The following is a 26,198-nucleotide window of genomic DNA, read 5'->3' on the forward strand; positions in this document are numbered from 1 at the left end:
TAGCCTCATAAGCTGTGTTGAAAAATTTCCGTATTATCGGGGTGATACGTTAGTTATGAGTCAATCTATAGCGACACGGCCGACCATAAGCGGCTGCCAGGTAAGTTATAGTATCAATATAACAGGGGTGCAAAATGCGTCTGCCATCAATGGTTGGATACGCAGCAGCTTCAGCAGCTTCGCACAGGCGGGCACCTATTTGCAGTTTATAGAACGCACCGGCGGAAGTGTTGTCCTGAATGTAATTTTCAGAGAACAGGATGCTTTGCCCTATTCAACCACTCCCGGTGTATTTGCCTTCAGAAACTATACATTAGGCACACTCGAAGGCAACACCCTTACGCTCAACCGAGACTATGCATGGACCGAAGCGACCATCCGCAAGGCCGTCATGTATCATTTAGGTTTGTTTTTGGGAATGCCTCCTAATCAACAGGATGCGGCAAGTATCATGTCTCCGCTTCTAACTATAAACCCGTCAGCTACTGTCCTTACAACCGGTGATATTGCGAGTCTTAAAACATTGTATCCTCAGACGCTTCCCATTACAATAACGGGTCGCAATGCGGTTGTGAATCCCAGAGGAACCTTATTTACGGTCAGTTTACAAAATCCGCAAAAATTTCTCATAAAAGAGGTGGGTATTAGCTGGACTGATGAATTTGGAAATACAGGCACTGTCAACCGATCACTCAACGGGAGCATCGAGGTATTGTCTCAAACTTATCAGGTTCTCTCTCTGCAACCAAACCGTACCTATACCTGCCGTCCCTATATTCAAACGGAATGTCAGACCATCATGGGTAATGCCTTTGTTTTGCGTACTCCTTCTTCCGGTTCATGGAATAATTTAGGCAGTTTACCTTTCAGTGAGCGTAAAGGGAGTACTGTCATTACAACCCCTGAACTATGGGGAAGTGCCTATATAATCGGAGGAGAGTTGGCCGGTGGACAAACGACCAATGAAATGTGGCAATTTTCGGCTCAAACAAACAGTTGGCAAATCCGCAAAGCATTTCCCGGAGCTGTCCGAACCGGAGCGGTAGGGTTTGCAATAGGAACTAAGCTGTACTATGGATTGGGGAATGCACCCAATTTACTTGCTTCCCAATTGCGCGATTGGTGGGAATATGATACTTCAACGGATCTATGGACACAGAAAAAAGACTATCCCGGTACGTTACGTTCGATGGCCAGTGCTTTTTCGTATCAAAGCAACGGCTTGGTTACCTTGGGCATTACCTGGACACCGTCGGGGAGTAACAGTTTATTCGGTTCCTATAATCGAACGACCTACCGGTATACTGCCGGCAATGACACATGGAGCTATGTAGGGGATTCGCCCATCAATGTAGCCTTTCCCATCGGAAGTTTTCGACTAAAGGGAGCCGGATTTATATTATTAACCAATCGTGAATTTTGGCGATTGGATCTTCAATCTGCATCTTGGAATAGTTTGGCAAGTTTTCCAACTGACATAGTCATTAACCAAACTCAGCCAGTCGCAATTACCGCCGGTACTTCTGATGCCGTAGCCATCAATACGAATGGCTTTTTTGGATTATCTGCATTTATCAACAATGCCAATCCATCGTATTTGAAGAAATGGTGGCAATATTCCATGTTAAATAATACATGGACACAATTGCCGGGTTCAACGATTGACAATCGTCATAACTGTATCACCTTCTCTCTGGGTGAAAAAATTTATATACTCGGCGGGCAGCACACCACCCAAGGCGGTGGCCTTACTAATTTGAGGGATTGGTGGGAGTATAATCCGTAAGAATTTTATGGATTGAAAATAACCTGATGATTTGTATTGTCAATTGAGAAAGAACCAAACCTTTGTAACGCAGATTGACCTAATAAAAGAGGTGCCCTTTCATTATCTATAATTGAAGCTTCAACATTTTTTAGTTCAGATGGACCAATTTTGACCGTACGGAGTCTGATTTTCAAACCCACATTTATGCTACCATCAGCAGTTTGATAGGATTGTTCCCCAATAATATCCTCTCTCGCAATGCTTCCTTGTTTAATTAAAAATGCTGCTTCAATAGTGGAGATGGTAATATCAGACGCCCCTGTGTCAAAGATAAAATCCATTTTAACGCCATTAATTTCAACAGGAATTGTATTTACGCCTCCTTCGCTATTTAAAGGAATACTAAATCTTTCTGATATTAGGTTGGATTCAGGTTCTTGATTTTTAGTATTTTTTTGTTGTGTATCAGGTGCTTCTGCTTGATTGATATTAGAATTTTGTAAAGATGCACGTCGACCAGAGCCTGAGCAGTTCTTACAACTGCTAATACCTATCAGTAAGAGTAAATAAATTAATAATCGGAGCATTAAGTGTTATGTTTTACCCAGCCGAACCTTTGTTTTTTCTGTCACCTGCCATCCATTTGTGGTTTTTTTAGCCTTACCGGGCTTCTGTGAGTCTATATAATTAGCCTCAAAATTAAGCTCAGAAAATTCACAAACTGCTTCGAAAACAGGACTGTTATTAAGTATAGTATTTAGTGAATATGGAGTCATTAAAACACTGAATTTAGCTTCATGGGGCATATCGGTATTAACTATAAATTCAAACAATGACTTATTAAGTGTATTTTCTTGATGTTCAAATTCTGAATGAAAAAAATCTCCATCCGGACCGGCATAATATGTTCTGGATAGTGATGGTGTTGGTATAGATGCTTTCACTGCACTAATCCTTTCCAATGGAACTTCATCAGTAATTTTCAAAGGTAAATTACTTGTTGAAGTATTATTCGATATACCTGATTCAGTGTCATTGTTTATCTGATTGCTTAAAAGAGAATTTTCTTCTTCCAATTTACGGATGCGTTTCCGTAAATGATTGATTTTGGGAGTAAAAGATAAATAAGTAAATAAAATGGATATAATTATTGCAATGATTATAGCTCCGGCAAAAATAAAATACATTTTTTCTAACCTTTTTTCAAAGTCTTCCTTTACCAGGTCTACTACTTTGAGGTCAGCTTTGTCATTTTGAAGAGAATTTATAGCAGTATCTAATTTATTAATATCACTTCTAAAGTTATCACTTGATGACAAGGGCCTTTGTAGTTTACTATTGGAGTCTGGCTTTGCTGTTTTTAAGTTATTTTGTCCATACAGATATATGTTCCCAAAGTATATTCCCAATATTATGAATAATACGCGCATCAGATTTAAGGGTTTGTTTCGTTGACAATTCGATAAGCAATACGATTAATCATTCCTAATAATGGGTAGAAAAAAAGGGTTTCCTTTATTTCTTCATCAGGGCGATTTTTATCTATACCCATTTCGAGAAAATTTGATAAGTCATTGGTTTTATTGAATTCTTCTTTAATTAAAGCTAGAATAACAGGGTTGTCTAACCCTAACCACTCCCGTCCAACCTTTCTAATAAAATCATCAAAAAAGTTAGCAAATTTTGATACTGCCTGAATTACACCCTCTTTTTGTTTACTGACAATATCTTGATAGGTTATCTCTGTAATTAAATCTGTATCAATGCCTAGCAAGTTATTAATGGGCACTTCGGTCGCGTTAGCAAACAAAATTCCTTTAGCTGTAAGTAATTTTGGATTATCTTGATGCTTAATTTCAAAGTTATTTGAAGTGTTTTGAAATGCACATTTAGTAAATATTTCTCGAACTATCCGCTGGATGATGCTATCACTTCCAATAAGCTTGAGGATTAGAGATCCGTTTCCGCTGAAAGAGATATATCTGGGTGCATCTAATTGGTTGGCTTTCAAAAATTGAGCTAAATGATAAATTAAAGCAGTTATATGAAGGACGATTACATACCTCAGTTCATCTTTTTTAATTGCTTCAGAAATAAATGCTGTTTTATTAGGGTCTCTCTGAGTTAATTCTTCTGAATTTTCAATTGCAAAGAGAATATTCAAAATTTCAGAGGAACTCTTTGCTTTATCGGTCATTATAAAGGCCGTATTCAATTTTAAATCTTCAAAAGCTTTCTTGATCTTTTGCCGGTAACGTAATACGAAGCCATTGTTGTTAGGATTTCCTGCAAACCCATCTCCAAAAAGAGCAGATGCTGCAAATCGAAACGAAGTTGAATGAGTAGGCTTTGAATTGTCAAAATAAACAACATCTGTCGTCCCTCCGCCTATATCGACTGAAAGTACCTTTCCCATCAAATGTTCAAAGCGCTGTAAGTAATAGAAAGGTGCTATAGATTCTGTACAAGCTTGTATCTGAGAATTTCCAAAATATTTTGACCAGCGTTTCTTCCAAAAACCTTCCAACTGCCCCTGCTGATAAATGGACATACTAGTAGGGTATGACCACCGTAACGAGGCCGCAGCTAATGTCCCGCTATTAAGTAAGACTTTGTTGCGAAGCATGAAAACTAATTCTTCCAAAAACATCTCTGCTTGGGTATCCTGATTACTGTTCCATTTTAAGTCACTTTCAATGACGGTATGGATAGGCAGTGCTAACGTTACCTCCCGTCCATAGGCAAAAGGAATGCTACAGTTTCCCAGAGAGCGAAGTTGGTTGATATGTGTGCTGATTGGCCTTGCAACAACAGTGCGTTGGGGCAGCTGATAATGTTTATCCACCCCTAATTTCTCAGGTAAAAAAGTCCAGCCAAAACTGTTCGGTATTTCAAGTAATGACATTCCACTGAAATTGGTCCCTTTTGCGTGCAAATAGGCAATTTGGGTATCATAGTCACCAATATCGAAAGCGTGAGGATTTGGTTGCAGATTGGTTATATACTCAATATGTGTGTTAGTGGTACCAAAATCTACAGCAAAAGTATAATGAACCCCTCCCGTAACGTTGACCTTCTTAAAAATCGGGATAACAAATGCTTTGCCTTCTGTTAACCCCTCAAGAGATATTTCAAATAATCCGAAGCGCTTGTTTTCAAGGAGCTTAAACTCCACTGGTGCGGCGGCATCGACACGAATTAAATCATTGGGGCTCTGTATTATTTTTGCGTCATTGTTTGCAAAATTGATACGTAACGGATGGCTACTCGATTTACAAACAAGAGCTGCTCGATAAAAAGAAGACTTGTCTTCGCCTGTATCAAGCAAAGGTGCAACGGCCAAACTCATTGGCACCTCCATCATTCCTCCTTTACGGTAATCATTTGAAGGTTGTGAATTAAGTTGGTAAGTTCTCTTTAATTCAATCCTATTGGCAACATTGCTAATAGGAATCGAAAGAATTACTTCTACAATATCCCCTTCTTCTTTTATACTTAATAAAGGTTTTTGAGCAGCATCAAGTTCTTGAGGCTCAAAAAACTCAAAAAACAATTCAGTGAGAGGCAATAAGTAATCTTGCTTCCTACCTTTTAATACCTTAAACTGGATATCATTTGTTTTGAAAGGTAACCTGAAAAGGTAAGGCTGTAAAAAATCGTTAACTGTAAGGTAAGGATATTTTATTGCCGTTCCCGGAAGTAAACGGGTATCAAGCGGTATTGGATCGTGTGCGGGGACTGAAATACTTGGGTTCCACTTTGAAGTTGTTCCTGTATAGTTTAATGACAATGGAAATCCCTCCGCCAAAACCAAGGGCTTATTGCCTTCCCATTTAGTGGAAATGATAGCAAAATCACTATTAACATTAACAATAGGGTGGCGGTTTAAAATAGAAAATCCTAAAACCTCCAACCCATTAACCTGTGAAGTGTATTGCTGTGAGTAATAGCTTCTCTGATGGCTATTACTCATGATCTTATTCCACAAGACGTTATTGCCTGTTTGTAAATAAATTAATGTTTGGGTAAGATAACTGTCAAATTCTGCAAAGTGAGTGGAAAACTGTCCATTTTGTTTAATATTGTACTCATCCTTTAAAGCAAATAGATATTCAACAAATTCACTATCGCGACCAAATAATGGAACAAAATGGCTTTTACTCAACGGCTCATTATTACCACTCAGCTTAAACCTAAAACTTACCTCATTGTTAGTCGCCATAAATAATGTAACCGGCGATGTACTGCCTATTACCTGATAGTTATATTTGATAATCCAGATATTCTTAACTTTATGGAAATTAAAAGTTTCTGCATCTTGATTCCAGTAGAGCCTTAATGTATCCGATAATACCTTTTGACCTCCAAGTTGTAAATTATTAAATGAGTTTTCAGGGTGCCAAGGTATAAATTCTAATTGGTCTCCATAAGTACTATTATTAAATACCAACTCAGCAATATCCAAAGCATGAGAAACCAACCGATGGTACATCGTTGACCCTGCTAATGGCATTCCATTGACTCCTAATTTAGCAAAGGCTGCTCTTACCATTTCAAAAGCTGCAAAAGGACTTGGAATGGAAGTGACAACGCCCGTAATTTGCCCCGCTTGAGGATCTTCAATAGAATCAATTTGATTACTGCCGTAACGCCCTTGTATTTTTTCCCAATGTTTGACGGGTGGTAAATTCGTACTTAATCTGAAACTCTTCCCCATGTCGATAGATTTCAAAATATTTTTTCCTTAATGATTTCATTCAAAGCGGATGAAACTCCTTTAATGAATTTATTCGGAATTGAGTCTGCTCGGTAATTACTCGTTTGATTGTTAATTGCTTTAACAATATGGTTATCATCCTTTCCAGATAAAAATCCACGTCTTCCTTTAAATCCCTCTATACTATCGAAAATTTTATCAAATACAACTCCTTTGAATGGCTCAAAAGCAATTTGACTCTTTTTCATTTCATCAAGCCAAATACCGTATTCACTGGTTAGTTCTTTCAATACTTTGAAAAAGGGCATTTGTGAATAATCAATTTTAGATATTTTGGGTACTGTTGTAAAAAATACTTGGCTGAAAGCATCATCTCTCTTCAATTCATTTTCTAAGTACTGGTTCAATAACCAAAACTTAGTAAGTGGTTTGTTGATAATATCTTGAGTTTGACGAGAGAGGTGTGTAAGGTGGAGCGTTGGGGCTACATGTTCGATGCCAAATTCGCGATGGTCTTTATCAAGTACATCGCCATTACTGTTTTGTAGAAAATCAAATATGGATATTGCACTAACCAGTTCTACAAAATGAGCCTGATTTTTTTGAAAAGCACCTCCAGGATTATTTTCAAAAACGGATTGAGGCTCGTCGCCTATGTAATAGAGAGAGTTTAGGCCTCTTAAATTAGATTCATAATAACTTAATGCGGCTTTAGTTTTAGTAATAAATTGCTTTGAATCTATTGGACTTTGGGCATTGTTTGGTAAGTTAAAATAGGGTTGGACAGCAACAGCTCCTAATGTTGCCTGATTAATGTAATTAAAATTAGGCAAGTTAGGGTTTGCACTCCTTAGGTTTTTAACAAGTAGGGGGAAACCTGCCGCACCCGTTCCACCAAAGATTGAACTTACAATAAAAATACGATCTCCTTGATTGAAAGCGTTTGCAAATGACTGGAAAGCTGGCATTGAGGCAAACTGATTCAAGACAACTGCCCCCATATTAGGGTAACCTTGAAAACCAATCTCCAGATTTGTTTCCAAATTCTTTTTTGTATAAAGAACTTCTAAAAGCTCTTTTGTACCATCCCCTCCATGCGCTTTGACTGATAGTTGGTTGTAGCCAATAAACTGCCCAAAAGTACTCCCGTCAACGTTTGGAATAAGTAATTTATATCCTTCGAGTCCTTGCGATTTGGCTGTTCCAGATAAAGATGAAAGTTCACTTATAACTCCGTTAAAAAAACAATCATTAGTTAGATTAACATCCAATTCTTGTCTCACTGAACGATAGTGATCTAACAAATTCATGGTTTGTGCCACGTTTCCGTTCGCACCATCAGGGTCAATGATTAAAGGTATAATTTCATAGCGGTTACCTTGGCTGTCATTAGGCTGAACCCCAGCCGCCAATAGCATTGTAAGGGAACGTAAAACGCGAGCCCCAGTTCCACCAATAGCAAAAACAAATAAGCGTGGCATAAAATAATATTTAGTGTGGTGTGTTCCCTCCTGCGCCTTTTTTAGGTATTTTTCTCACAAAAGAAAATAAATAAAATAAAACCATGATAAAAATAGCGTTGATGAAGGATAGTTGAGTGAGGGCGGCAGTACTGTATATTACGGGAGGATTGAGACTATTAAAGTAAGAGTCAGCTTGAATAGTCATCATAAAATACCCGATAACTGCACAAACCAGCATTACTCCAGCCCAATGAAACCATCTGTTACAACGAGTATTAATCAAGCAAATACCATAATAGTATATACATACACCAACTAAAGTAAGAACTACCGTGTATATTCCTATCTCTGAATAAAATTCGTTATAAAGTATTGAAGAAAAATTACTTACATATGCAAGCCCCCAAAGCTCATAAATTGGCGCAAAAAAATCTCTAAAAATCATTGCGTTTTTTAATTTTTAATGGTGAATATTAACTTTAAAACTTGTCATTATAGCATCTCCATCAGGTAAAAAGGCACTGGTAAGACCATTGATTAAGTACTTAATTGCGTATGTCTTCCCTGATTGACTTGAGTTAGCTGCATCATCCGTATTGTAGCTTTCTACCCATGTTGGTTTTCGATATAGTAAATTTATGGTTAATTCACCATTACCAAAGGGTTTGAGAGATTGTATGTGAATCACATAGTTTGGATTAGCCACTTTAGATTTCAATTCAATTACGGCCCCTGAGTTAGCTGCTTTTGCATTGGCCTCGTTGTAAGGCTCCACCTTCACTACGTTAAACGGCCCTCCCTCCACCTTATAATTATTAATATCTCGCATGTAGGCATCAGGAATCAAACCTTTAGTAATCGTAGCAGGAATCGTAAATAGAATGGATTGGTTGCCATCTACTTCAATTTCAGGAAGCGCATTACGGTGCTTTACGCTAAAACGCCCGGAAGAATACAAGTTTGATGCTGTATAAATCGAGGTCACTGCTGGTTTTGCTGTCAAAACCAGCATTTCTCCATAACCAGGTAACGTAGTTGGCCTCACTTCAGCCATCAACTTTTCTACTAAACCTTTTTTCCCGATAAAAATAGCATAGTAAGGACGGTCGTTGTTGATTTTAATTCCACCGTCTGGAGGGTAAAACAACCCTTTAAAATCTGAATGTAAGGCAACCATAACAACCGTTAAATCAGATAGTTTCTTCTTTTTGTTGTTAAATAAGCCTCGTACATTTTCTACTTGTAGAGACAGATTTTTCCCAGAATAAATACAATCTGATAAAAATATCGAAACATCATTGTTCTGATGTTCACTCAAAATCGTCTCTAACATAACGTTTAAGTTTGTACCACTTCTATTTCCTACTTTCCAAAAAGGAATCTTTGGGTCTAATTGATTAATGAATGGAAGGACTCCAGAGAAAGTTTTGGGAAATATTTGGTCATTAATAAGGCTAACATTTAAGTTAGAACTGTTAAATGATGCATCAACCCCCCAAAGTAATTGGGTAAGTGCCTTCTTATATCTTGTATTTCCATCATGAATATACCCATCCATGCTGCCTGAATTCTCAAGGTAGAGTTTTACTTTGCTGGAAACTGGTGGTGCGGTCTCAACCTTTTTAGGAGGAGTAGATTTAGGTACGTCGGTGCTGGTACTTTCTCCAGATGGGCGTGAATAGCAGGCTGCCAACGTAAAAATGCAAAGCCATAATAAGGAAAAGGTAATAGATAATCTATTTTTCATTACAAACTAAACTTAGGAAATTTAGGGAAGGAATAAATTAAGTACACAATAAAGTTCTTTAAAAGATATAAAAATAGTTTTTATTAAAATTATTTTTCTGATTTTTACATTTCAACATTCATGCTTCTTTTAAGTACTTAGATATGCCATTTCAAGTAGGTGATTTCTTCGGTAAGTTCAGTTTAGTCAACAAAATAAATAGGGGTACAGGATTGGCAGATAGCGATCTATCTAGGTGGGAAGCAAATGACACCCAATCAGGTAAAACTGTTATTCTGGATATTGTTGAACAGAAGCCGGAATCTAATTGGTTTAGTACGTCTATGCCAGCCGAGATCGCTGAAATGGGATACGATCAGGTACTTGGGTGTTTTTTTTGGGTTTGGAAAGACAAGGATAAAGCGCAAGTAGAAGAAGTTAGAACTGGGGGCGTATCAATAGAAACCGCATTACAGGTGGTTGAATCGCTTAATCAAATACCCTTAACTCTGAATGAACAGTGGGGAAAGGAAGCCCCTAAACCTTACCTATTCAATGATTCGCATTTAGTAATCTTTTACCAAAAAGAACTCACTGTCCAAAACGATGAAAAAATCAACCAAAAAATCATGCAGGGGTGGATTGACCTTTACTCCCCAAAAGTTGTAAATCCACTACCTCCTCCGCCACCACTACCACCACCACCACCACCTCCGCCGCCGCCAGTATTAAAATGGCTACTTGTAATTTCTGGTGTTTTGCTTGCAGGCTTTTTGCTGAGGAAATGGGGTAGCACCCCACCACCAGACCCTTCTGTCAACTTTAATTTAGCTCTTGACAATGGAATAAGGGCTTACAAAAACAATCAAGATAAGCAGGCAGAAGCCTATTTTAGAGAAGCGGCTGAGTATGCTAAATCAATAAGACCTGCGCCTCCAAGGCTGGATAGCTTGGTACTTTCACTCAAAAAGGAAGCTAATGAGAAATGCGCTCAATTTAAAGCTGTACAAAGCCCTAGCTTATTTTATATCCCTAATCAATCCTACAAATTTGTTGAAATTTTAACCGGAGAGCCATGCCAAACTTGCAAATAAAAAGGTTATTGATATATATGATTATTTCGACATTTTCATATACTTCCTGGGGACAGTTATTTACAGATCGTAATTTATATGAGGTGCTTCGTGAAGTTGAAGCAAAATTGAATCAAGGTAAATTTGACGACGCCATCAAACTTTGTCAGATATACCCTAAAGAGCGGGTATTTAATGACTTGGCTCAAAATGCTAAGATATTAAAAAACCTTTATATAAAAGGAACAGAGTTATTAAGAAATAAAGACTATACCCGTTCCTATGAGTTATTTAATACTTATCGAAAATATTCGGGTAACAGCTTGAGGATATTTGACTTAGCGATTCAAAAGTCGTTAGAAGGTATTGGGAAGATAAAAGATACTCAAATTACCGTTGCTGAAAGAAGAATTTATGGCTTAGGCAAGGTAATAGAGGGGCGAAATCAACTGAACGCCCTTGATACAAGCCGTGCTGAAATTTCATTTCGTAGCGCCCGTGACAGGGCTGCTAAGTATGATCAACAAGTAGCCATTGAAACACAGAAAGGCTTAAAGCAAGTAGAAGGATTAAAATTGTGGGGAAGACGTTTAAGAGAGCTACAATCAAAGCCATTATCTCCAGAAGAGCGTATTTCCCTGCTTGAAGACTATAGAAAAGCTACAAGTAATGAAGTAAGTGTGAAAAGTCTTGAAGAAAAAATTGAATATCTAAAAACCTTATCACAGCCCGATACTGCTATAGCTCCAATCACTCCCTCACAAAAGATGTTGTATTTTGCTCAGAATTGCAAAACAGAATTATTAGTTGCTTATATCAAAGATAATGATGCAAAGATTCCAGTAGCGTCACAATTGAGTTCATCTTTGACCATGTATCACCAGACTGAATTAGATATTATTCAATTTAAGCAAGATCCTGGCAAAAGAGAATTTGCTAAGGCTGCTTATGAGAAACTAAAAGAGATAACTAATACAATTCATGAAAAATCGGTCGGATCAGCTCTAAATATCTGTGCACGTAAAGCTTACTGTGAGTACTTAATTGAAATTGCTGCAAAGTCTGAAAAAGCTGCCGACCAGAATAATAACTATAAGTCCTTATATGAAGATGCGCTACGAAATTTAACAATAGCCCTCAATCAAAAGGTGCCAGAGTATGAGCAGACACTGAAACAATCGCAAAGACGAATATCAGAGCGATTAGGGTGCGATACTTTTGTTAGAGATTTCAAGAGGTCTATAGTATCGGTACGTCGGTCATTATCAAACTGTCGTGTAAAAGAAGCTCAACAAAATTGGCAACAAGCTCTTGCAAAGTTGTCAGGATGTGAAGCAAATGGAGGAATTTTGAAGCTCTATATGGGTTTAAAAGACTCTATTTTAGTGGTTTTAGTTGCTGATAGTATTATGAGTCACAATGAGAAAGCAGCAAAAGAGCTTCTTTCAAAGCTTGAATGTAAGGAAGCTGAAAGTATCTATAAAAGGTTGTCAAGTTTAAAGACATGCAATCAAAATGAATTAAAGAAAATAATCTCTGAAGGATTAATTGCCTGTGAAGAATGTACCCGAAAAAAATGCTATATAACCAATAGGCAGGCAGCTGAAAAATTAGAGGCTAATTCGCTATGGAAAGACGCTTATTCTAATTATCAACAAGCCCTAAGTTGTGCTTCTGAAGCTGATAAAGAAGAGGTTATAGTGAAAATGAAGCTGATAGAATGCGAGGCCTTTCCTGAACGTTGTAAGAGTGAAACCACTTATTTCCGTCCCGAAATAATCGGGGCCTATTCGTTAATCAAGCCTACCTATACCATTGGAGACAAAACGCAGGAAATGACCATTTGGTATCATATAAGTGGGGGGCTTCAATTAAGCCTGATCAGTCATTCGTCTCCCGTTGATTTCTCTATTGGGGCGGAATATTTCCAAACCCAATTTCAATCGTTGGGAACGATCAAGGAGACCAAATATGTGCTGGAAGACTTTTCTTTGAAAGGAGTTAATGGATTTGCTGTGATGAAACTTCACAAGGGAATTACCGACCCTAATCGGTGGAGACCTTATGTAAAACTTGGAGTAGAAGCGATGGTGCCGCTTTCCTATCGTTATGAGCATTATGCAACGGGTAAAGTCATTGATAACAGGGAACAGTTAAATTCTCAATCTTTTTCAGGCATTGGAGGAATTGGGATTGAGCTTCAACGCAAGCACGTCGGTTGCTTTTTGGAATTGTTCGGCAGTTATAATTTTACCGGAATTTATAACGCCAATGCCACCAATCCATCCATAACCCTAAACAGTTCAATAAGTGCTAATATACATCGTGCGGGTGTACGGCTGGGTTTTAGATTTTGGTGATAGAAATACGTAATAGAAGGAAAGTGTAGAGTAAGCTGAATCGGACCCTGTCTATTATAGATGGGGCTCTTTGTGATTATATTATTTTGTTATGAAGAACGTTCTTTTGTTGGTTTTTGTATCGATTTTTCTATTTTGTGATACTTTTCAGCAAGTTTCTCCTATACAATCATCTACTTCGTATAAAAGAGTAGAGAAAACCCGAACCCGTGTTCAAGAAGCGAGAGTATATGTATGTTATAGCAAAAATGCGTATGCTTATCATGCCTATATGTGCTCTGGTTTTAAAAGATGTAAGGCGAGTAGAGGAGAAGTTAACATCTCACAAGCGAGGGCAATGGGTTATGTTCCTTGTAAAATATGTTATTGAATTGGAGAGAAGGTGGTGAAAACACAAAAGAAATTAAAGAATCAATAAATACACGGCCACAAAAATTAAATTTTCATTATTCCTAAGCCACTCAGGCAAATCAAAATTGTTTGAGCAATCTTTGAGCAAAAACAAAAAAGAGTTACGATTGTAGTCGTAACTCTTTGATAATGAGGGTGGAGAAGATGGGATTCGAACCCACGGCCTCTTGCATGCCATGCAAGCGCTCTAGCCAGCTGAGCTACATCCCCATGATTTCAAATTTACAAGTGCTCTAGTCAGCTGGAACGCAAGTCCGATGGAACGCCAGTCCGATGAGCTACATCCCCGTTGGATGTCCCTTGATTTGGGAGTGCAAAGATGAAATTCAATCATGACTTTTGCAAATGGATTCTAAAAAAGATTTTTAAAGCAACTTTGGCAAGGGGCTTGTCGGCAAGCCCCTTGCCAAGGAGAATTAATACGCCACTTGAATACGATTCTCTTCTAATGACTCTATGGTAGATTTTGAACGACTCAGTAACATGCTGTCATTGGCAAAAGGATTGTTTCTTAGATAAAGCTTTTTGAGTTGACGGAGTTGAAGGGTTTCGTTGGGGACTTCGCTCAGGTTGTTGTAGCTGAGGTCAAGTTCCTCTACTTTTCTCAATCGCCCGATTTGCTTAGGAAGTGTACTAAATTGATTGTAGCCTATGTCAAAAATTTTGGTTCGACGCAGCTTTTTGATACTAGTGGGTAAAGTGTGAAGGCGGTTGTGGTGAGCATACAGCGCCCGTAAACGCCTCAAACGACCAACGTGGGTGGGTAATTCGGAAAACTGATTGTGCGAAATCGCTAATTGTTGTAGTCGCCTCATGCGTGAGAGTGAAGCCGGTAAACTCGTGAGTTCATTATAATACAAATCCAGTACTTCCAAACGACGCAATTTGGAGATGCCGTCGGGGAGGCTTTTGAGCTCACACGAGTAGAGATTGAGGTCTTGCAGACGTCTCAATTTTTTTAAAACATCGGGATTAAGTCCCTCAAGTTTGTTGTAACCAAGCCATAGACTTGTCAAACGCCGACAGTGGCTCACTGCTTCTGGAATATCCGTAAAACGATTGTTTTGAATATTGAGAATTCGGAGGGTTTTATTAGAAGTAAGTTGTAAGCTGTTGTTGGTCAGCTGATTTTGATTAAGCCATATTTGTCGAAGCTTGGGTAGGCGAGCCAAGTCGATAGAAGCTGCTGTAAGCTCATTGCCGCTTAGGTTGAGTTCTTGTAGTTGGGTAAATCGGTAAATACACTCCGGGACTTGTTGGAGCTGTAGCTGATTGAGGGCTAAGATTTTGACGGTGTCGGGGCGAGTGGTAGCCTCGGCAAGCTCTAGGGTCGAAATCACCCCCTTTCCTTTCGTAATACTGCGGAATATACCTAATCGGATAAAATGATGAGAAACAAAAAAGTTTGAAAGTTTGAGTTCAGCTACATAAGCATCGGTAAGCACTTTTAATGAATCCAAAAAGCGGTTTTTGTTGGCTTCCGACACAGTGCCTTCGATGTTGTAAATCAGATAATTAATCTTTTTGTCTTCACTGACGTACATTTGATAGCCCATGAGAGCGTTTTCGCGTATCCCAAAGATTTTCTGACCAATAATCATTTGATTCTTCAAAAAAGCATCATCTCCTTTGCGGATAGTGGGAGGATTGCGGGCTACTTTTTTGGCTTTTGATTGCACTAAGCTATCCCAATATGCCCTCGTGAGTCCTTGCTGTTCGGCTTCTTGAGTCGACAAAATTGTCACTTGCGCGCTTACCCACGTAGTACACAAGACACCTAAAACTAAAAAAATGGCTTTCATGAGTTAATAAGTTTTGATTTGTTAACTACAATCTTAGGTTAAAAACTATATATATCAAAGTGTTTTATAAAATAAAATTATATATATATGTTTGAAGATGTATTTTTCTGGGTTTGTTGAATACTGATGATTGACAATCAGAGAGGAGAACTTTAAACTTACCAAGTTTGAAAGCATAATTAAGAGCAACTTGGCAAGTTTGAGAGCACAATTAAGAGCAACTTGCCAAGTTTGAAAGCATAATTAAGAGCAACTTGGCAAGTTTGAAAGCACAATTAAGAGCAACTTGGCAAGTTTGAAAGCATAATTAAGAGCAACTTGCCAAGTTTGAAAGCACAATTAAGAGCAACTTGGCAAGTTTGAAAGCACAATTAAGAGCAACTTGCCAAGTTTAAGGATTTATCGAGAGAGCTTGCCTGAAGTATCGCCTGAAGCCAGGCGTTCTACTTCTTCTACACTTACGAGATTGAAATCGCCTTCTACGGTATGTTTAAGAGCAGCGGCAGCGGTGGCAAAGTCGAGTGTACGTTGTATATCTTGTTTGAAATAATCATATCCATACAAAAAGCCTGCAATGAAGGCATCGCCACTACCGATACGGTCGACGATATGATGAATATCGTGCTCTACGGTTTTGTAATATTTCTGCCCGTCCCATGTTTTGCCTTTGAGGCGATTGTGGGAAGCGCTGATAGATTCACGTTTGGTATCTACGATGAGCTTAAGACTTGGGTAGCGTTCCATGACTTGCTTCATCGACGATACCCATTTATTTTTTTCTCCTTCGACAGGAAAAATCCCAAATAAGTCTTCGGCGTTGCTGTTACCGCATACAATCAGGTCACAGTATGAAACTAGTTCGGGCATGATTTCTTGGGGAGTTTTGCCCCATTGCCACAGACCTTTACGATAATTGACGTCAGCCGATATTTTGACCCCAAGCTGTCGGGCGGTTTTGACGGCTTCTAAGCAGGCTTGGGCGGCGCTTTCTGATAAAGCAGGCGTAATACCCGTAAAGTGAAACCAATCGGCTCCTTCAAGGATTTTGGGCCAGTCAAAATCAGAGGGTGATAGGGTACAAAAAGAATCATTGAGACGGTCGTAAATCACTTGGCTTGCGCGAGCTGTAGCGCCATTTTCGACGTAATATACCCCGAGGCGATCACCTCCAAACTGAATTTGTGAGGTGTTGAGACCATATTTGCGTAAGTACATGACAGCCGCCCGACCGAGGTCGCTATCAGGAAAACGGGTAACGTGTACGGCATCGATACCCCACTGAGCGGCGGCAATGCTGACATTGGCTTCTCCACCTGCATAGGTAATATCGAAACTGTGGGCTTGGCTAAAACGCGCAAAACCCGGCGGCGATAGCCGCATCATGATTTGACCGAAAGTAACAATTTTTTTCATATCCTCTTAAAGACGGGCGGGCGCTGCTTTTCCCCGTCGTTGTTTACGTTTTTTTAGATAATCATTCGCCCAGCGATAACCATCCATAAACAACGCACTTTCGAGCGTAAATCCTAAACTATAATAGGCACCGTTGTAATTGGTGGGTAGATTTTGTTGATAAATCGCGTAGCGATAGCCGCCTTGTATACTGAGCCCTACCCACCTAGTGGCTTTCCATTTGAGGTAAACGCCCGCCTGAGCAGGCATAAAGAAGTCGTTGCGTTTCCAAATCATCAAGTCGCTAAAGAGTTTGTTGCTCGTACTTTGAGTCGCCCCAATACCTAGCTCGACGGGCACACTCAAACGCCAGCGATGATTTTCGATGACATTGGGCCAATACATCAAGCTAAAATAATAGAGGTCTGTTTTGGTATAATAATTAAGATTGATAAGGCGAGAAGCATCTTTACGAAAATCAATGAGCCTTAAAAAAGAGTTGAAAGAAAGCCAATAATAGCCAAAAGTGACTTCGTGACGATTTTTGCCAAAAGCAATGCCTGTGTTGACTCCCCAGATATTGACGAGTTTTTTGTTGACAAAGGAGCTGCGGGCGTCCCAATTGACGGTATAGGTAAGTCTAGGGCGCACCTTGACCGTATCTCGGCGAGGATTAAAGATTTTGGTAATCTGACGAAGGTATTGCTTAAATTTTGAACTCGAATCGGCAGGAAGTGATTTGAACACCGCACTAGAGTCAGAAGCGATAATATTTGGGGAATTGGACAGTAAAATAGCCGACAAACTATCCTTTTCAAGACAATCAAAGCCATAAGCACTCTTGACAAAAATAAGACAGAGCAGAGAGAATAGGCGAAAAAAGCTGGCTTTTAGAGGCATTTTGGAATAATAACCACAAAATTTGTATAAAAACGTTTTTTATCAAAAGTTTCGTTTAAAAATGAAAAACTTGGAACAATTTTTTGTGCCCGATTGTATTACTTCTACAAGCGGCCTCTGAGAAGAGGCCTTCAATTATCGAAATTAAAATATATATTCGATAGAGTATAAATAAGTATTTTGTTTCACCAAAAATCGTCCCAATATTATGTCACTTAGATTAGGAGATATTGCCCCCAATTTCGATGCCGAAACTACCCAAGGTACGCTCAATTTCCACGAATGGTTAGGAGATTCATGGGGTTTGTTGTTTTCACACCCTGCCGATTTTACACCTGTATGTACGACAGAATTAGGCAAAACGGCTTTGTTGAAAGGAGAATTTGAAAAACGTAATGTGAAAGTGATTGCGGTAAGTGTTGATGATTTGGATTCTCATAATCGTTGGGTACCCGATATCAACGAAGTCAACAATACCGAAGTCAATTTTCCTATCATCGCAGATGGCGACCGCAATGTAGCTACGCTTTATGATATGATTCACCCCAATGCCAGTGAGAAAGCGACCGTTCGTTCGGTGTTTGTGATTGGCCCTGACAAGAAAATCAAACTTACCCTTACTTATCCAGCTTCTACTGGTCGTAATTTCAACGAAATCTTAAGGGTGATAGATTCGCTTCAGCTTACTGCCAATTATCAGGTAGCAACTCCTGCTGACTGGAAAGAAGGAGATGATGTGATTGTGGTGCCAGCCGTATCGACCGAGGATGCTCAAAAGAAATTTACAAAAGGACTCAATATCGTAAAACCATATTTGAGATATACCCCTCAGCCTAACAAGTAGGAGAGTGGAAAAATGAAACAAGAAGGGGGTAGCTTTTCGGAGTTATCCCCTTCTTGTTTTTGCTGAAAAATCAAGCAAAGCCCCCTTTGGTCGCTAATATTTCAGACAACGCGTACTACGTCGTTCACGGGTGTTTTTTCCCGCAAATTTGAAGAGACTGTCGAGACCGTACCACATCGATAGCTCAAAAGAGCCAGTGTCAGCTCCTAGTGATGATACCGGTACATCATAACTTACTTGAAAAAGCACATTGTCGCGGGCCCAGCCGAGGGTAGGGATGATAGCATCGCGACGTTTGTCGCCAATTACCAGTCCACGATACCAAACTCCTACCAATAGCGGTGAAAATATAAAATTGGTGCCCAAATCTAGTTGTTGATTTACTCCCTGTTTTCGTAATTGCATACCGACGCTGATGGCGCTTTCGCGATCGAGGTCGTGGCCATATCCATGGCCAAAAAGGGCAAATTTTACCGGAAATTGCGCACCTAATTGTAGCCCAAAGCGCTCACGAAGCCAATCGTTGTTGCGAATGCGCATATTGTGCCAACTTATACCCGCCCAGTAAAATGGCTCATCGCTGTCTTGAGGGTCATAATCAAAACGTACTCCACTCGAAAATACCACTTTATTTTGGGTGATACCCATATGTGATAGGGGGTCGGTTGTACCTAAATATTGAGCTACAAAGTTGAGATTGTTGGTGTTGAATCGATCCGAAACCCACGCGGCTTGCAAGCCGGGCGTAAGCCTAAGGTTTTGTTTGTCGTCTAAGTAAAACGATCTCGAAACCTGCCCTGCTATTTGGTTGCTGTTGAGGGTAGAACCGCGACGGTCGTGTAAAAGTTGTAGTCCTAGGCCTACTTGGGCATCTTCGGCATAGGTATCATAAGAAAAAGCCGCTGTTTGAAAAGGAATACCGACACCGGCCCATTGGTTGCGATAATTGGCAATAAACCGATGAGTACCTGCGTCGCCAACCAAAGCGGGATTTTGGAAAAGAGGATTGGTATAAAACTGTGAAAATTGGGGAGATTGTGCCAAAGTATCCCAAGAAGCAGCTAAACCCAAGAGACAGACCCATAAAAATTGTTTCATAAAGATTCAGGTTTAGCGAATGAGATAGAAGTTTTTACGAATACGTTCCCGTTTGGTGGTTTCTACAAATAGCACCTCAGCTTCGATGATGTACATATCGGCAGGCATATCCTGACCATTGAACTTGCCATCCCAAGCATGTTCTATACTTTGACGACTAGCAGGGATATTGTTTTTCTCAAAAACCACTTCTCCCCATCGGTCTCTTACTTTGAGGTGGATAATTTCTTTGATTCCGCTACCAAAGAGTGTATAAAAATCGCCAATGCCATCGGCGTTGGGGGTGAATGCTTGCGGTATCAAAACGGCACAACTATCTACCACAAAAGCAGTTACTCTAAAGGCCGAATCGACGCAAGCCCCTCTATTGCTTACCACGAGCTTTACGTCATATTGTCCTTTGGGAAAAGGTAAGGCAGGGTTTTGAGCAGTTGAAGTTTGCCCATTGCTAAAGTACCATTTCCACGAATCCGCATTTTGGGAGCGGTCGATAAGACGCACAGGCCCAGGCGAGCAAATGATAGAGTCGCCTTCTATTCTGAAATCAGGAATCGGGCGAGCCACAATCGGAACAGTTTTGCGGACAGGGGCACTTTTGCAGTTTTTGCTATCCCGAAATACCGTGAGGGTAATAGAAACGCCCCCATTTGGACTGCTGTAAATATGAAGGGGTGAATAATTGGTGGAGTCGATAGGAGAGCCATCACCAAAGTTCCATTCAAATTGGAGCGAAGGGTCAGAGAGATTGGTGATTTGGACAGGGTTGCCTTGGCAAGCGAGTGGAGATTCAATTCGGAAGTCACCCGTAGGAATACTCGTCACCCTGACGATATTGGTAGTAGAGCCTTCGCCGCAGGGAGTTTTGGCGGTGAGGGTTACTTCATATTCTTTGTTGGGGGTATTGTAGGTATGTGAAGGGTTAGCTTCGGTCTTGGTGGTGTTATCCCCAAAAGTCCATTTCCAACTAGTGGGTTTAGGTACGGTGGCATCTTTGAAGAGGATAGGTTCGCCGGGGCAAACTACCGATTTTGACATACTAAAAAGTGCTTTTACCGTAGTCGGAAAAATCTGAATCGGCACTTCTGCGCTATCGCTTCCACAAGCACTAAATACCGACAGCCGCACGCGATACGTGCGCGCGCTATCGGGCGACGCAAAAAAATGACCGACGGTATCAGCTCCCGTGGTTCGGAAGGTACCATCTCCAAAATCCCAGCGCGACTCGGGCTTGTTGTGACCAGCGGAGCGATTAGAAAAAAACAAAGTAGCGGGAGTACATCTTACCAAAGTAGAATCGACGCCTATCTCTGCTTGGGCGAGGGGGCGTACCACAATATCGCGGCTGCTAGACTGCTCTCCACAGCTATTTTTTACTTTAAAAGTGACTTTGACCGTGAGGTCGGTTTTGCCTCGATTATCAAAGATTTTAGGGCTAGGCTGAAATCCTGTAAAGGGTGCTTCGCTGCCAAATGTCCAAGTATATTCAGTGCCGTTGGCGGCTGAGCCTTCAGGCGTAAAACGCACGTTGAGAGGGGCGCATCCTTGGGGCTTGTCGGCGGTGAAATTGGCCGAAGCAGGTGGAGCGGTGATTGTGATGTCTTGGGTAAGGGTATCGGCACAATCGCCCGATTTGGCAATAAGAGTCACTTGGTTGACGCCTTGAACTAGCGACAGTGACGGGGTACGCTCGGTAGAGGTATTGGTTCCATTGACAAGCCATACATAGCTTGCCGCACCTAGAGAGTTATTGGTAGGTTTGAGGACACCGCCTACGCATCCGCTTCCTAATGAAAAATCGGCTTTGGGGCTTCCGATGGTGATGACAGCCTCATCAGTAGCACGGCAGCCTTTGGGGGATGTTATTTCATATGTCAGCCTGATTTGTGGCGTATTAAGCGTGCTGACTAGTAACGTGTCGCCTTTTAAGCAATTGTTGCACCCACTCCACCGCCCACCGCCCGGAGTGGCTTGAAGTTTAAGGAAGGCAGTGCCTTCACATGAGGCCAAGTCTTGGGCTTGGGGCTTGATGCCTTCAATATTGACCTTGATACTATCTCTGACTGCGCACGAACCCGTGCCAATGCTATATTTGATGGTGGCGGTACCCGTGTTTTTGGGATTAAATACGTAGTTGTTGCCTTGTTTTTCAATTAAATCAGAACCCGACCAGGTGCCATTTGGAATCGACGCTACTAAGGGCAATGCGTTGGTGCCAACGCACAAAGTAGTATCGCGCAAAGGAGACGTAACTCTAACCTGAGCTAGTGCATTGACAAAGAAGGTGTCGCGTTTGACCAATGTACCGCCGCAGGGGTTGGGCAGGGTAGCTTCTACGATATAAGGTGTAGTTTGGAAAGATAAGCTTTGGCCCACTGCTGGATTAAAAGCCATTCCATTTAAGGTATAACTAGCCCCCTGCTGAGGTGTAAATTGATACGTAAAAGGCAGTTGACATACATCGTCTTGTGTAGGCAAGGTAAGTGTAGGAGAATCAATCACTTTGTGAGGACAGATGTTGGGGACAGAGCGTCCACAATCATTGACCGCAATGAGGGTGATGTTGTAAGTACCTGATTTGGTAAACTGAATAACAGGCTTAGGGGAGTTGGCGTTGGTATTGTTGAGGTATTTATAGTCACTCGGGCTAATGCTCCATTCGTACCGTGTAGCATCAAGCGAAATAGTGCCATCTAAAGTAAGTGTACCTCCATTTGACAAACAAACAACCGTATCGGTATTGATGACCGAATAGCCCGTCATGTTGTATTTGGCTTCGGGTCGTTTTTTTAATTTAACATCTATTTCGGCTGTTTTTGAGCCGCAAGTTGCCGAAGTAGCGGTAAGTTTAACTTTATAAGTTCTTGTAGGGTCAGCGTAAGTGATGGAAGGAGATGTATTTTCACTTGTTTGACCATTTCCAAAGTCCCATAGGAATTTTATGTCTGAGATTGGACATGAATTGTTGCCAAAACGAACTGGAGAACCTTCGCATGCAAAAGTTGCTATAGGATTAGGTTGAGGGGTTTTATTGAATACCAACTCATATGATTTATTATCACTGCTACAACTAAGATTTCTAATCGAAAAAGGAAAGCTTTTTTCAGGAGTAGAGCAAGACTCTATAAATTCTCGCAACTTATAAGTATGCTCTAAAGTAGTATCTTTTGTCATCATAATTATTTGCTCCGCGCCATCACCCCATCTAATTCTGTATTCTTTCGTAGCACAGTAGCCTGGCTTGAATTTAAGACAGAGTTTGTAATTAGAATCACTGGGAGCAACACATAAATCACCTGTGCCAGTACAAAAAGTGAAATCTACTGGTATTTGTGCATGCGCTTTCTTAGAAAGAAGAAAAAAAGCAATAGAAAGAAAAAAGAAAATAGCGAGACGAATACCAAGTAGAGTTTTGTTCATAGTAGTAATGTGAATAGCATTGCTAAAATTAGAACATTTGATAGTTTTGGCCAATGGTGTGGATAATAATAGGGCCAAAACTTATCAAACGTCACAAAAATGTAAATCTCTAGTTGTAGGGAGATAGAAGGAGGTCATACTTGCATTAAAGTATGCTTGAGGAGCCTAAAGAGGAATGCTACTCAAATTTGGGTAGCTTAAATACCCCATTTTTTAGGCTAAGCGTTTTGTTCAGAACCTTAGGAGTGGCTAGTGTAGCGTTTATTTTTCCTTCCATAGATTTACCATCAAATTTTGTGATTTCAACCGTACCCTGCTGTGATTTCCATTCGATTGAGTCATCTTCATATATCTCAACATCGCCATTAAAAGTAACACTGACTTCTCCTTTTTCGACCGAGTAGGAGGTTTTACTTTCCTTAAAATCAAGAATAGTAACATTGATTGCATTGATAGTCAATAGCGATGCCGCATTGAAAAATGAAAGTTGGAGTTCTTGTTTGTTGTTGCTGGGTTGGAAAAGAACAAATCCATTGGAGGTCATCTCCGTTTTTTTACCGCTTACTTCAATCGTCAAATCGACTCGTTCGAGCTGATTTGCTTTGTCAATGATTTTGTTGCAGGAAAAAAAGGTAGTTATACTTAAGCAAACTACAAGAAGGGATAAGCTGGGTTTTTTCATGATAAGAAATTTATATGGATAGACGAGTTTTAAGATGAGTACATTTTTAAAAAAATTGAAAGCTTAGTGAGAGGGTTTGGTGAGCAAATCTCTCACTTTAGTCCACCTACTGGTAGATACTTTGATTTTTTTATCATTCAATAAGACACAGACATGATTACGTTTGTCAGAATGCTTGATATATTCTTGATTGATGATAAAGGAGCGATTGATACGGATAAAATCTGAGGGCAAAATTTGCTCAAAATGCCCTAAGTTCTTCGCCGTGAGTATTTGACGGCCATCTACCAAATAGATAATGGTGTAGTTGCGGGTCGATTCTAAGTGAATGATTTGCATCCAAGACACCGCTTCTTTATGGTTTTTGATATGTAAAAATAGCTGATTTGGAGAGCCTTGTTTTTGCATGGTTTGATGTAAGTTAAGAGGTTGGTAATGTGTTTTTATTTTTTGCATCCTATCACAATCGCTTTGAACGTATCGTGTAGGGCAAGCCCAGTGACGAGGTGGGCGGAGGAGTTCTTGACAGGGGGGCATAAGGAAAGTTGTTTGAAAAAATGAAAAAGTAGGGCAAGTAAAGTCTAACACTTAGGATACTCGACCCTGATAGTAGGTCTTGCTGATGGTTGCATGGTGCATCTTACAAACCTCCTGAGCCATCAAAATGAGAATAAAAACGAAGAGCTTTTTCATAAAAAATGTCGTCTATTGAATGGATGTAATGATTCGATTAGCATTACAAAATTGGACGAATGAGACGGGGCTTGAAATAGAATATTAAAGGAGAAGCCTTCTTTTTAGCTCGAAAAAAAGAGGAGAAAATAGTTAGATGTTAACAGCAAAATCCTACAAATTTCGATTTAAGTGTTCGATTTTAAATGAGACCTTCGTAATGGTTTTATGGGAAATATTTAATAATCAGCAGTGGCGAGTAATGGTATAATGCGCTTTGAAACAAAGTGTTGTAGTGAGGGAGCACCCCGAAATTCGGGGTGCAAAAGCGCATGTTAGCTCAATCTAGCCTCCAATTGAAGCTACTCAACACCGTATTTTTGGAAGAGTAGCCTTGTACCAATCGGATGGAGCAGCGGGAAGTAGTGCCGTTATCATCTATATTGAGGCAAGTCAAATTGCCATAGTCATCTTGTGAGAGATAAAAATTGTCGGGTTGATAATTAGGATGGCGCCGTTGGGTGTCAGCGTAGCGTGCATTGTAGCCAGTGAGGCGGTAACCATACTGGGTATTTTCTAACCGGATGGTTTGCTCAATCAAGTTGGTTTGATTGTTGGCATAATAGCGTACTCGCATTTGGCCGCTTCCATTGCTCCAAAGCACGAGTGCGGCACGGTAGCGAGTGATACCCGCCGTAAAGGTGATTTCATAAACATCTTGCGCTTTGGCAATCACAGGCAATAGTGCTACTAACAGTAAAAAAGTGAGCTTTTTCATGATTTTAGGTCAATTAAAGATGAACGCCTACTCTTGAAACTACGGTTTTCGGCAAGGCCGCATTAGTTGGTCATTGAATTGACGATTCAAAAGTAGTGGCTCACTAAAAAAATGTTGGAGTAGCAACTGGTTGCTAACTAGTTGTTTTCTGAAGGCTTTAGAGCGAATGATGTATGTTGGAGATAAACGGTATCCAAACTGAGCAAACAAAAATCTATTTTTTATTCAATTATACTTTATTGATTATATGGCAAACTTGACAATTTACCAACCTGAAATCCTTTTTTTGAGAGCCCAAATATTAACTCGTTATTGTGACACATTTGGCTATGAATTTGATAGCTATTGCCAAAGGCTCACAGGGACCTTAAAGCACTACGAGCACATTTGTGAAGTAATGCAAGAGGAAGTAAATCAATATGAAAAGTTGAGGAGATATTTAGCTTTAATCCAAAATAAGGCACTTCAGAACAGTCTAAAAAAACAAATAGGAGCAACGGAGGCTGAACAAAAACTCTTTTTGCGTAAGCATATTAATTCTGTTTCAGGGTCAGTGTTACGTAAACTTATTTTTGAGGGACAAAACGAAACTTCTCAAGGCTATAAAGATAATTTTATACAAACCTGCTATCTGTATATTGAAAAAGAGAGGAGCGAGTTTCTTGTCAATGATGCTCAAATAGAAAAACAAGACGGTACTATACCTCCTTTTGGGTATGCTTCAAAGCCCTCAAGCAATGGTACCGTTCCTGTTTTTCAAAAAGCATCTTCTTTCTCTCTAACCCCTCTAAAATCTACCGAAGACTCGATAGCGGAGGGGAAGGCTGTGATGGTTTTTAAAGGCAATAAAATACTGCTCAATCGCGAGAATCTTGATAGAAATAATACTACCATTACCAGTAAAATCCAGGCCGAAATAACCTTAGAAAATGGAGAGTGGATACTAAAGAATGAGAGTAAGCTGCGGACTACTTTCATTCAAGTCAATGGCCCTACCAAAATCAAAAAAGGAGATATTGTTGTGTTTGGGAATCAACGTTTTTTGTTTGAAGACTAGCTACTAATCCCTATTTTGAGAGTCGCCAAATTCTTGCT

19 protein-coding genes and 1 tRNA gene are annotated in these 26,198 nt (G+C 40.0%); 5 read left to right on the top strand and 15 right to left on the bottom strand.

Annotation, left to right across the window (positions count from 1 at the left end; genetic code table 11):
• Positions 1 to 199 precede the first annotated feature (199 nt).
• Positions 200 to 1,786, top strand: a complete 1,587-nt coding sequence (locus G563_RS0111140; protein WP_169579746.1) for a Kelch repeat-containing protein — start codon at positions 200 to 202, stop codon at positions 1,784 to 1,786.
• A 5-nt stretch (positions 1,787 to 1,791) separates the two neighbouring features.
• On the opposite strand, the gene G563_RS0111145 is transcribed toward G563_RS0111140, so the two are convergent.
• From G563_RS0111145 to G563_RS0111170, 6 genes are read right to left on the bottom strand one after another with little or no spacing between them, the layout of a single operon-like run.
• Positions 1,792 to 2,355: a retropepsin-like aspartic protease family protein gene (locus G563_RS0111145; RefSeq protein ID WP_028665389.1), complete on the bottom strand. Its 564-nt coding sequence runs from the start codon at positions 2,353 to 2,355 to the stop codon at positions 1,792 to 1,794.
• A gap of 6 nt (positions 2,356 to 2,361) precedes the next feature.
• Complete coding sequence (locus tag G563_RS0111150) at positions 2,362 to 3,198, bottom strand: hypothetical protein (protein ID WP_028665390.1); 837 nt, start codon at positions 3,196 to 3,198, stop codon at positions 2,362 to 2,364.
• Positions 3,199 to 3,203: 5 nt separating this feature from the next.
• Positions 3,204 to 6,500, bottom strand: a complete 3,297-nt coding sequence (locus tag G563_RS0111155; RefSeq protein ID WP_157585240.1) for an acetate and sugar kinases/Hsc70/actin family protein — start codon at positions 6,498 to 6,500, stop codon at positions 3,204 to 3,206.
• Positions 6,497 to 7,966 carry a hypothetical protein gene (locus tag G563_RS0111160; protein WP_028665392.1) on the bottom strand — a complete coding sequence of 490 codons (1,470 nt, stop codon included), beginning with the start codon at positions 7,964 to 7,966 and terminating at the stop codon, positions 6,497 to 6,499. The genes G563_RS0111155 and G563_RS0111160 overlap by 4 nt, the downstream gene beginning before the upstream one ends.
• A 10-nt stretch (positions 7,967 to 7,976) precedes the next feature.
• Positions 7,977 to 8,393 carry a hypothetical protein gene (locus G563_RS0111165; protein ID WP_028665393.1) on the bottom strand — a complete coding sequence of 139 codons (417 nt, stop codon included), beginning with the start codon at positions 8,391 to 8,393 and terminating at the stop codon, positions 7,977 to 7,979.
• Positions 8,394 to 8,408: 15 nt separating this feature from the next.
• Positions 8,409 to 9,695 (bottom strand): hypothetical protein, encoded by a 1,287-nt coding sequence (locus G563_RS0111170; protein ID WP_028665394.1) that lies wholly within the window; start codon positions 9,693 to 9,695, stop codon positions 8,409 to 8,411.
• Between the two features lie 143 nt (positions 9,696 to 9,838).
• Between G563_RS0111170 and G563_RS0111175 the strand changes: the two genes are divergently transcribed.
• Together G563_RS0111175 and G563_RS0111180 are read left to right on the top strand one after the other, a co-directional pair.
• Positions 9,839 to 10,768 (top strand): hypothetical protein, encoded by a 930-nt coding sequence (locus G563_RS0111175; protein WP_028665395.1) that lies wholly within the window; start codon positions 9,839 to 9,841, stop codon positions 10,766 to 10,768.
• A gap of 17 nt (positions 10,769 to 10,785) precedes the next feature.
• Entirely contained in the window at positions 10,786 to 13,107 is a 2,322-nt protein-coding gene (locus G563_RS0111180) for a hypothetical protein (RefSeq protein WP_157585242.1), read from the top strand.
• Positions 13,108 to 13,654: 547 nt separating this feature from the next.
• On the opposite strand, the gene G563_RS0111185 is transcribed toward G563_RS0111180, so the two are convergent.
• From G563_RS0111185 to G563_RS0111200, 4 genes are all read right to left on the bottom strand, one after another.
• Positions 13,655 to 13,728: transfer RNA gene (locus G563_RS0111185), tRNA-Ala, on the bottom strand.
• Positions 13,729 to 13,934: 206 nt separating this feature from the next.
• On the bottom strand, positions 13,935 to 15,320 hold the full coding sequence (locus G563_RS34405; protein WP_051210911.1) for a leucine-rich repeat domain-containing protein: 1,386 nt from the start codon (positions 15,318 to 15,320) through the stop codon (positions 13,935 to 13,937).
• A gap of 399 nt (positions 15,321 to 15,719) precedes the next feature.
• Positions 15,720 to 16,733, bottom strand: coding sequence for a sugar kinase (locus tag G563_RS0111195; RefSeq protein ID WP_028665397.1), 1,014 nt, complete (start codon positions 16,731 to 16,733; stop codon positions 15,720 to 15,722).
• Positions 16,734 to 16,739: 6 nt separating this feature from the next.
• Entirely contained in the window at positions 16,740 to 17,612 is an 873-nt protein-coding gene (locus tag G563_RS0111200) for a hypothetical protein (RefSeq protein WP_211235265.1), read from the bottom strand.
• Positions 17,613 to 17,820: 208 nt separating this feature from the next.
• Between G563_RS0111200 and G563_RS0111205 the strand changes: the two genes are divergently transcribed.
• The gene (locus G563_RS0111205) at positions 17,821 to 18,456 is read left to right on the top strand and encodes a peroxiredoxin (RefSeq protein ID WP_028665399.1); all 636 of its coding nucleotides are present in this window, start codon (positions 17,821 to 17,823) and stop codon (positions 18,454 to 18,456) included.
• A gap of 93 nt (positions 18,457 to 18,549) precedes the next feature.
• Here G563_RS0111205 and G563_RS0111210 read toward each other — a convergent pair whose 3' ends face one another.
• The 5 genes from G563_RS0111210 to G563_RS0111230 form a co-directional block, all read right to left on the bottom strand.
• Positions 18,550 to 19,554 carry a PorP/SprF family type IX secretion system membrane protein gene (locus G563_RS0111210; RefSeq protein WP_037326537.1) on the bottom strand — a complete coding sequence of 335 codons (1,005 nt, stop codon included), beginning with the start codon at positions 19,552 to 19,554 and terminating at the stop codon, positions 18,550 to 18,552.
• A 12-nt stretch (positions 19,555 to 19,566) separates the two neighbouring features.
• A complete protein-coding gene (locus G563_RS0111215) occupies positions 19,567 to 22,971 on the bottom strand; it encodes a PKD domain-containing protein (RefSeq protein WP_157585244.1) in 3,405 nt (1,134 codons plus the stop codon).
• Between the two features lie 178 nt (positions 22,972 to 23,149).
• Complete coding sequence (locus G563_RS0111220; RefSeq protein WP_028665402.1) at positions 23,150 to 23,653, bottom strand: hypothetical protein; 504 nt, start codon at positions 23,651 to 23,653, stop codon at positions 23,150 to 23,152.
• Positions 23,654 to 23,716: 63 nt separating this feature from the next.
• Complete coding sequence (locus tag G563_RS34410; protein WP_169579747.1) at positions 23,717 to 24,061, bottom strand: LytR/AlgR family response regulator transcription factor; 345 nt, start codon at positions 24,059 to 24,061, stop codon at positions 23,717 to 23,719.
• Positions 24,062 to 24,665: 604 nt separating this feature from the next.
• Complete coding sequence (locus G563_RS0111230) at positions 24,666 to 25,103, bottom strand: hypothetical protein (protein WP_028665404.1); 438 nt, start codon at positions 25,101 to 25,103, stop codon at positions 24,666 to 24,668.
• A gap of 247 nt (positions 25,104 to 25,350) precedes the next feature.
• On the opposite strand from G563_RS0111230, the gene G563_RS36915 reads away from it, so the two are divergent.
• On the top strand, positions 25,351 to 26,160 hold the full coding sequence (locus G563_RS36915; protein WP_028665405.1) for an FHA domain-containing protein: 810 nt from the start codon (positions 25,351 to 25,353) through the stop codon (positions 26,158 to 26,160).
• The last annotated feature ends 38 nt before the right edge of the window (positions 26,161 to 26,198 follow it).

Origin of the sequence: Runella zeae DSM 19591 (genome assembly GCF_000423565.1) — a bacterium.
GTDB lineage: Bacteria > Bacteroidota > Bacteroidia > Cytophagales > Spirosomataceae > Runella > Runella zeae.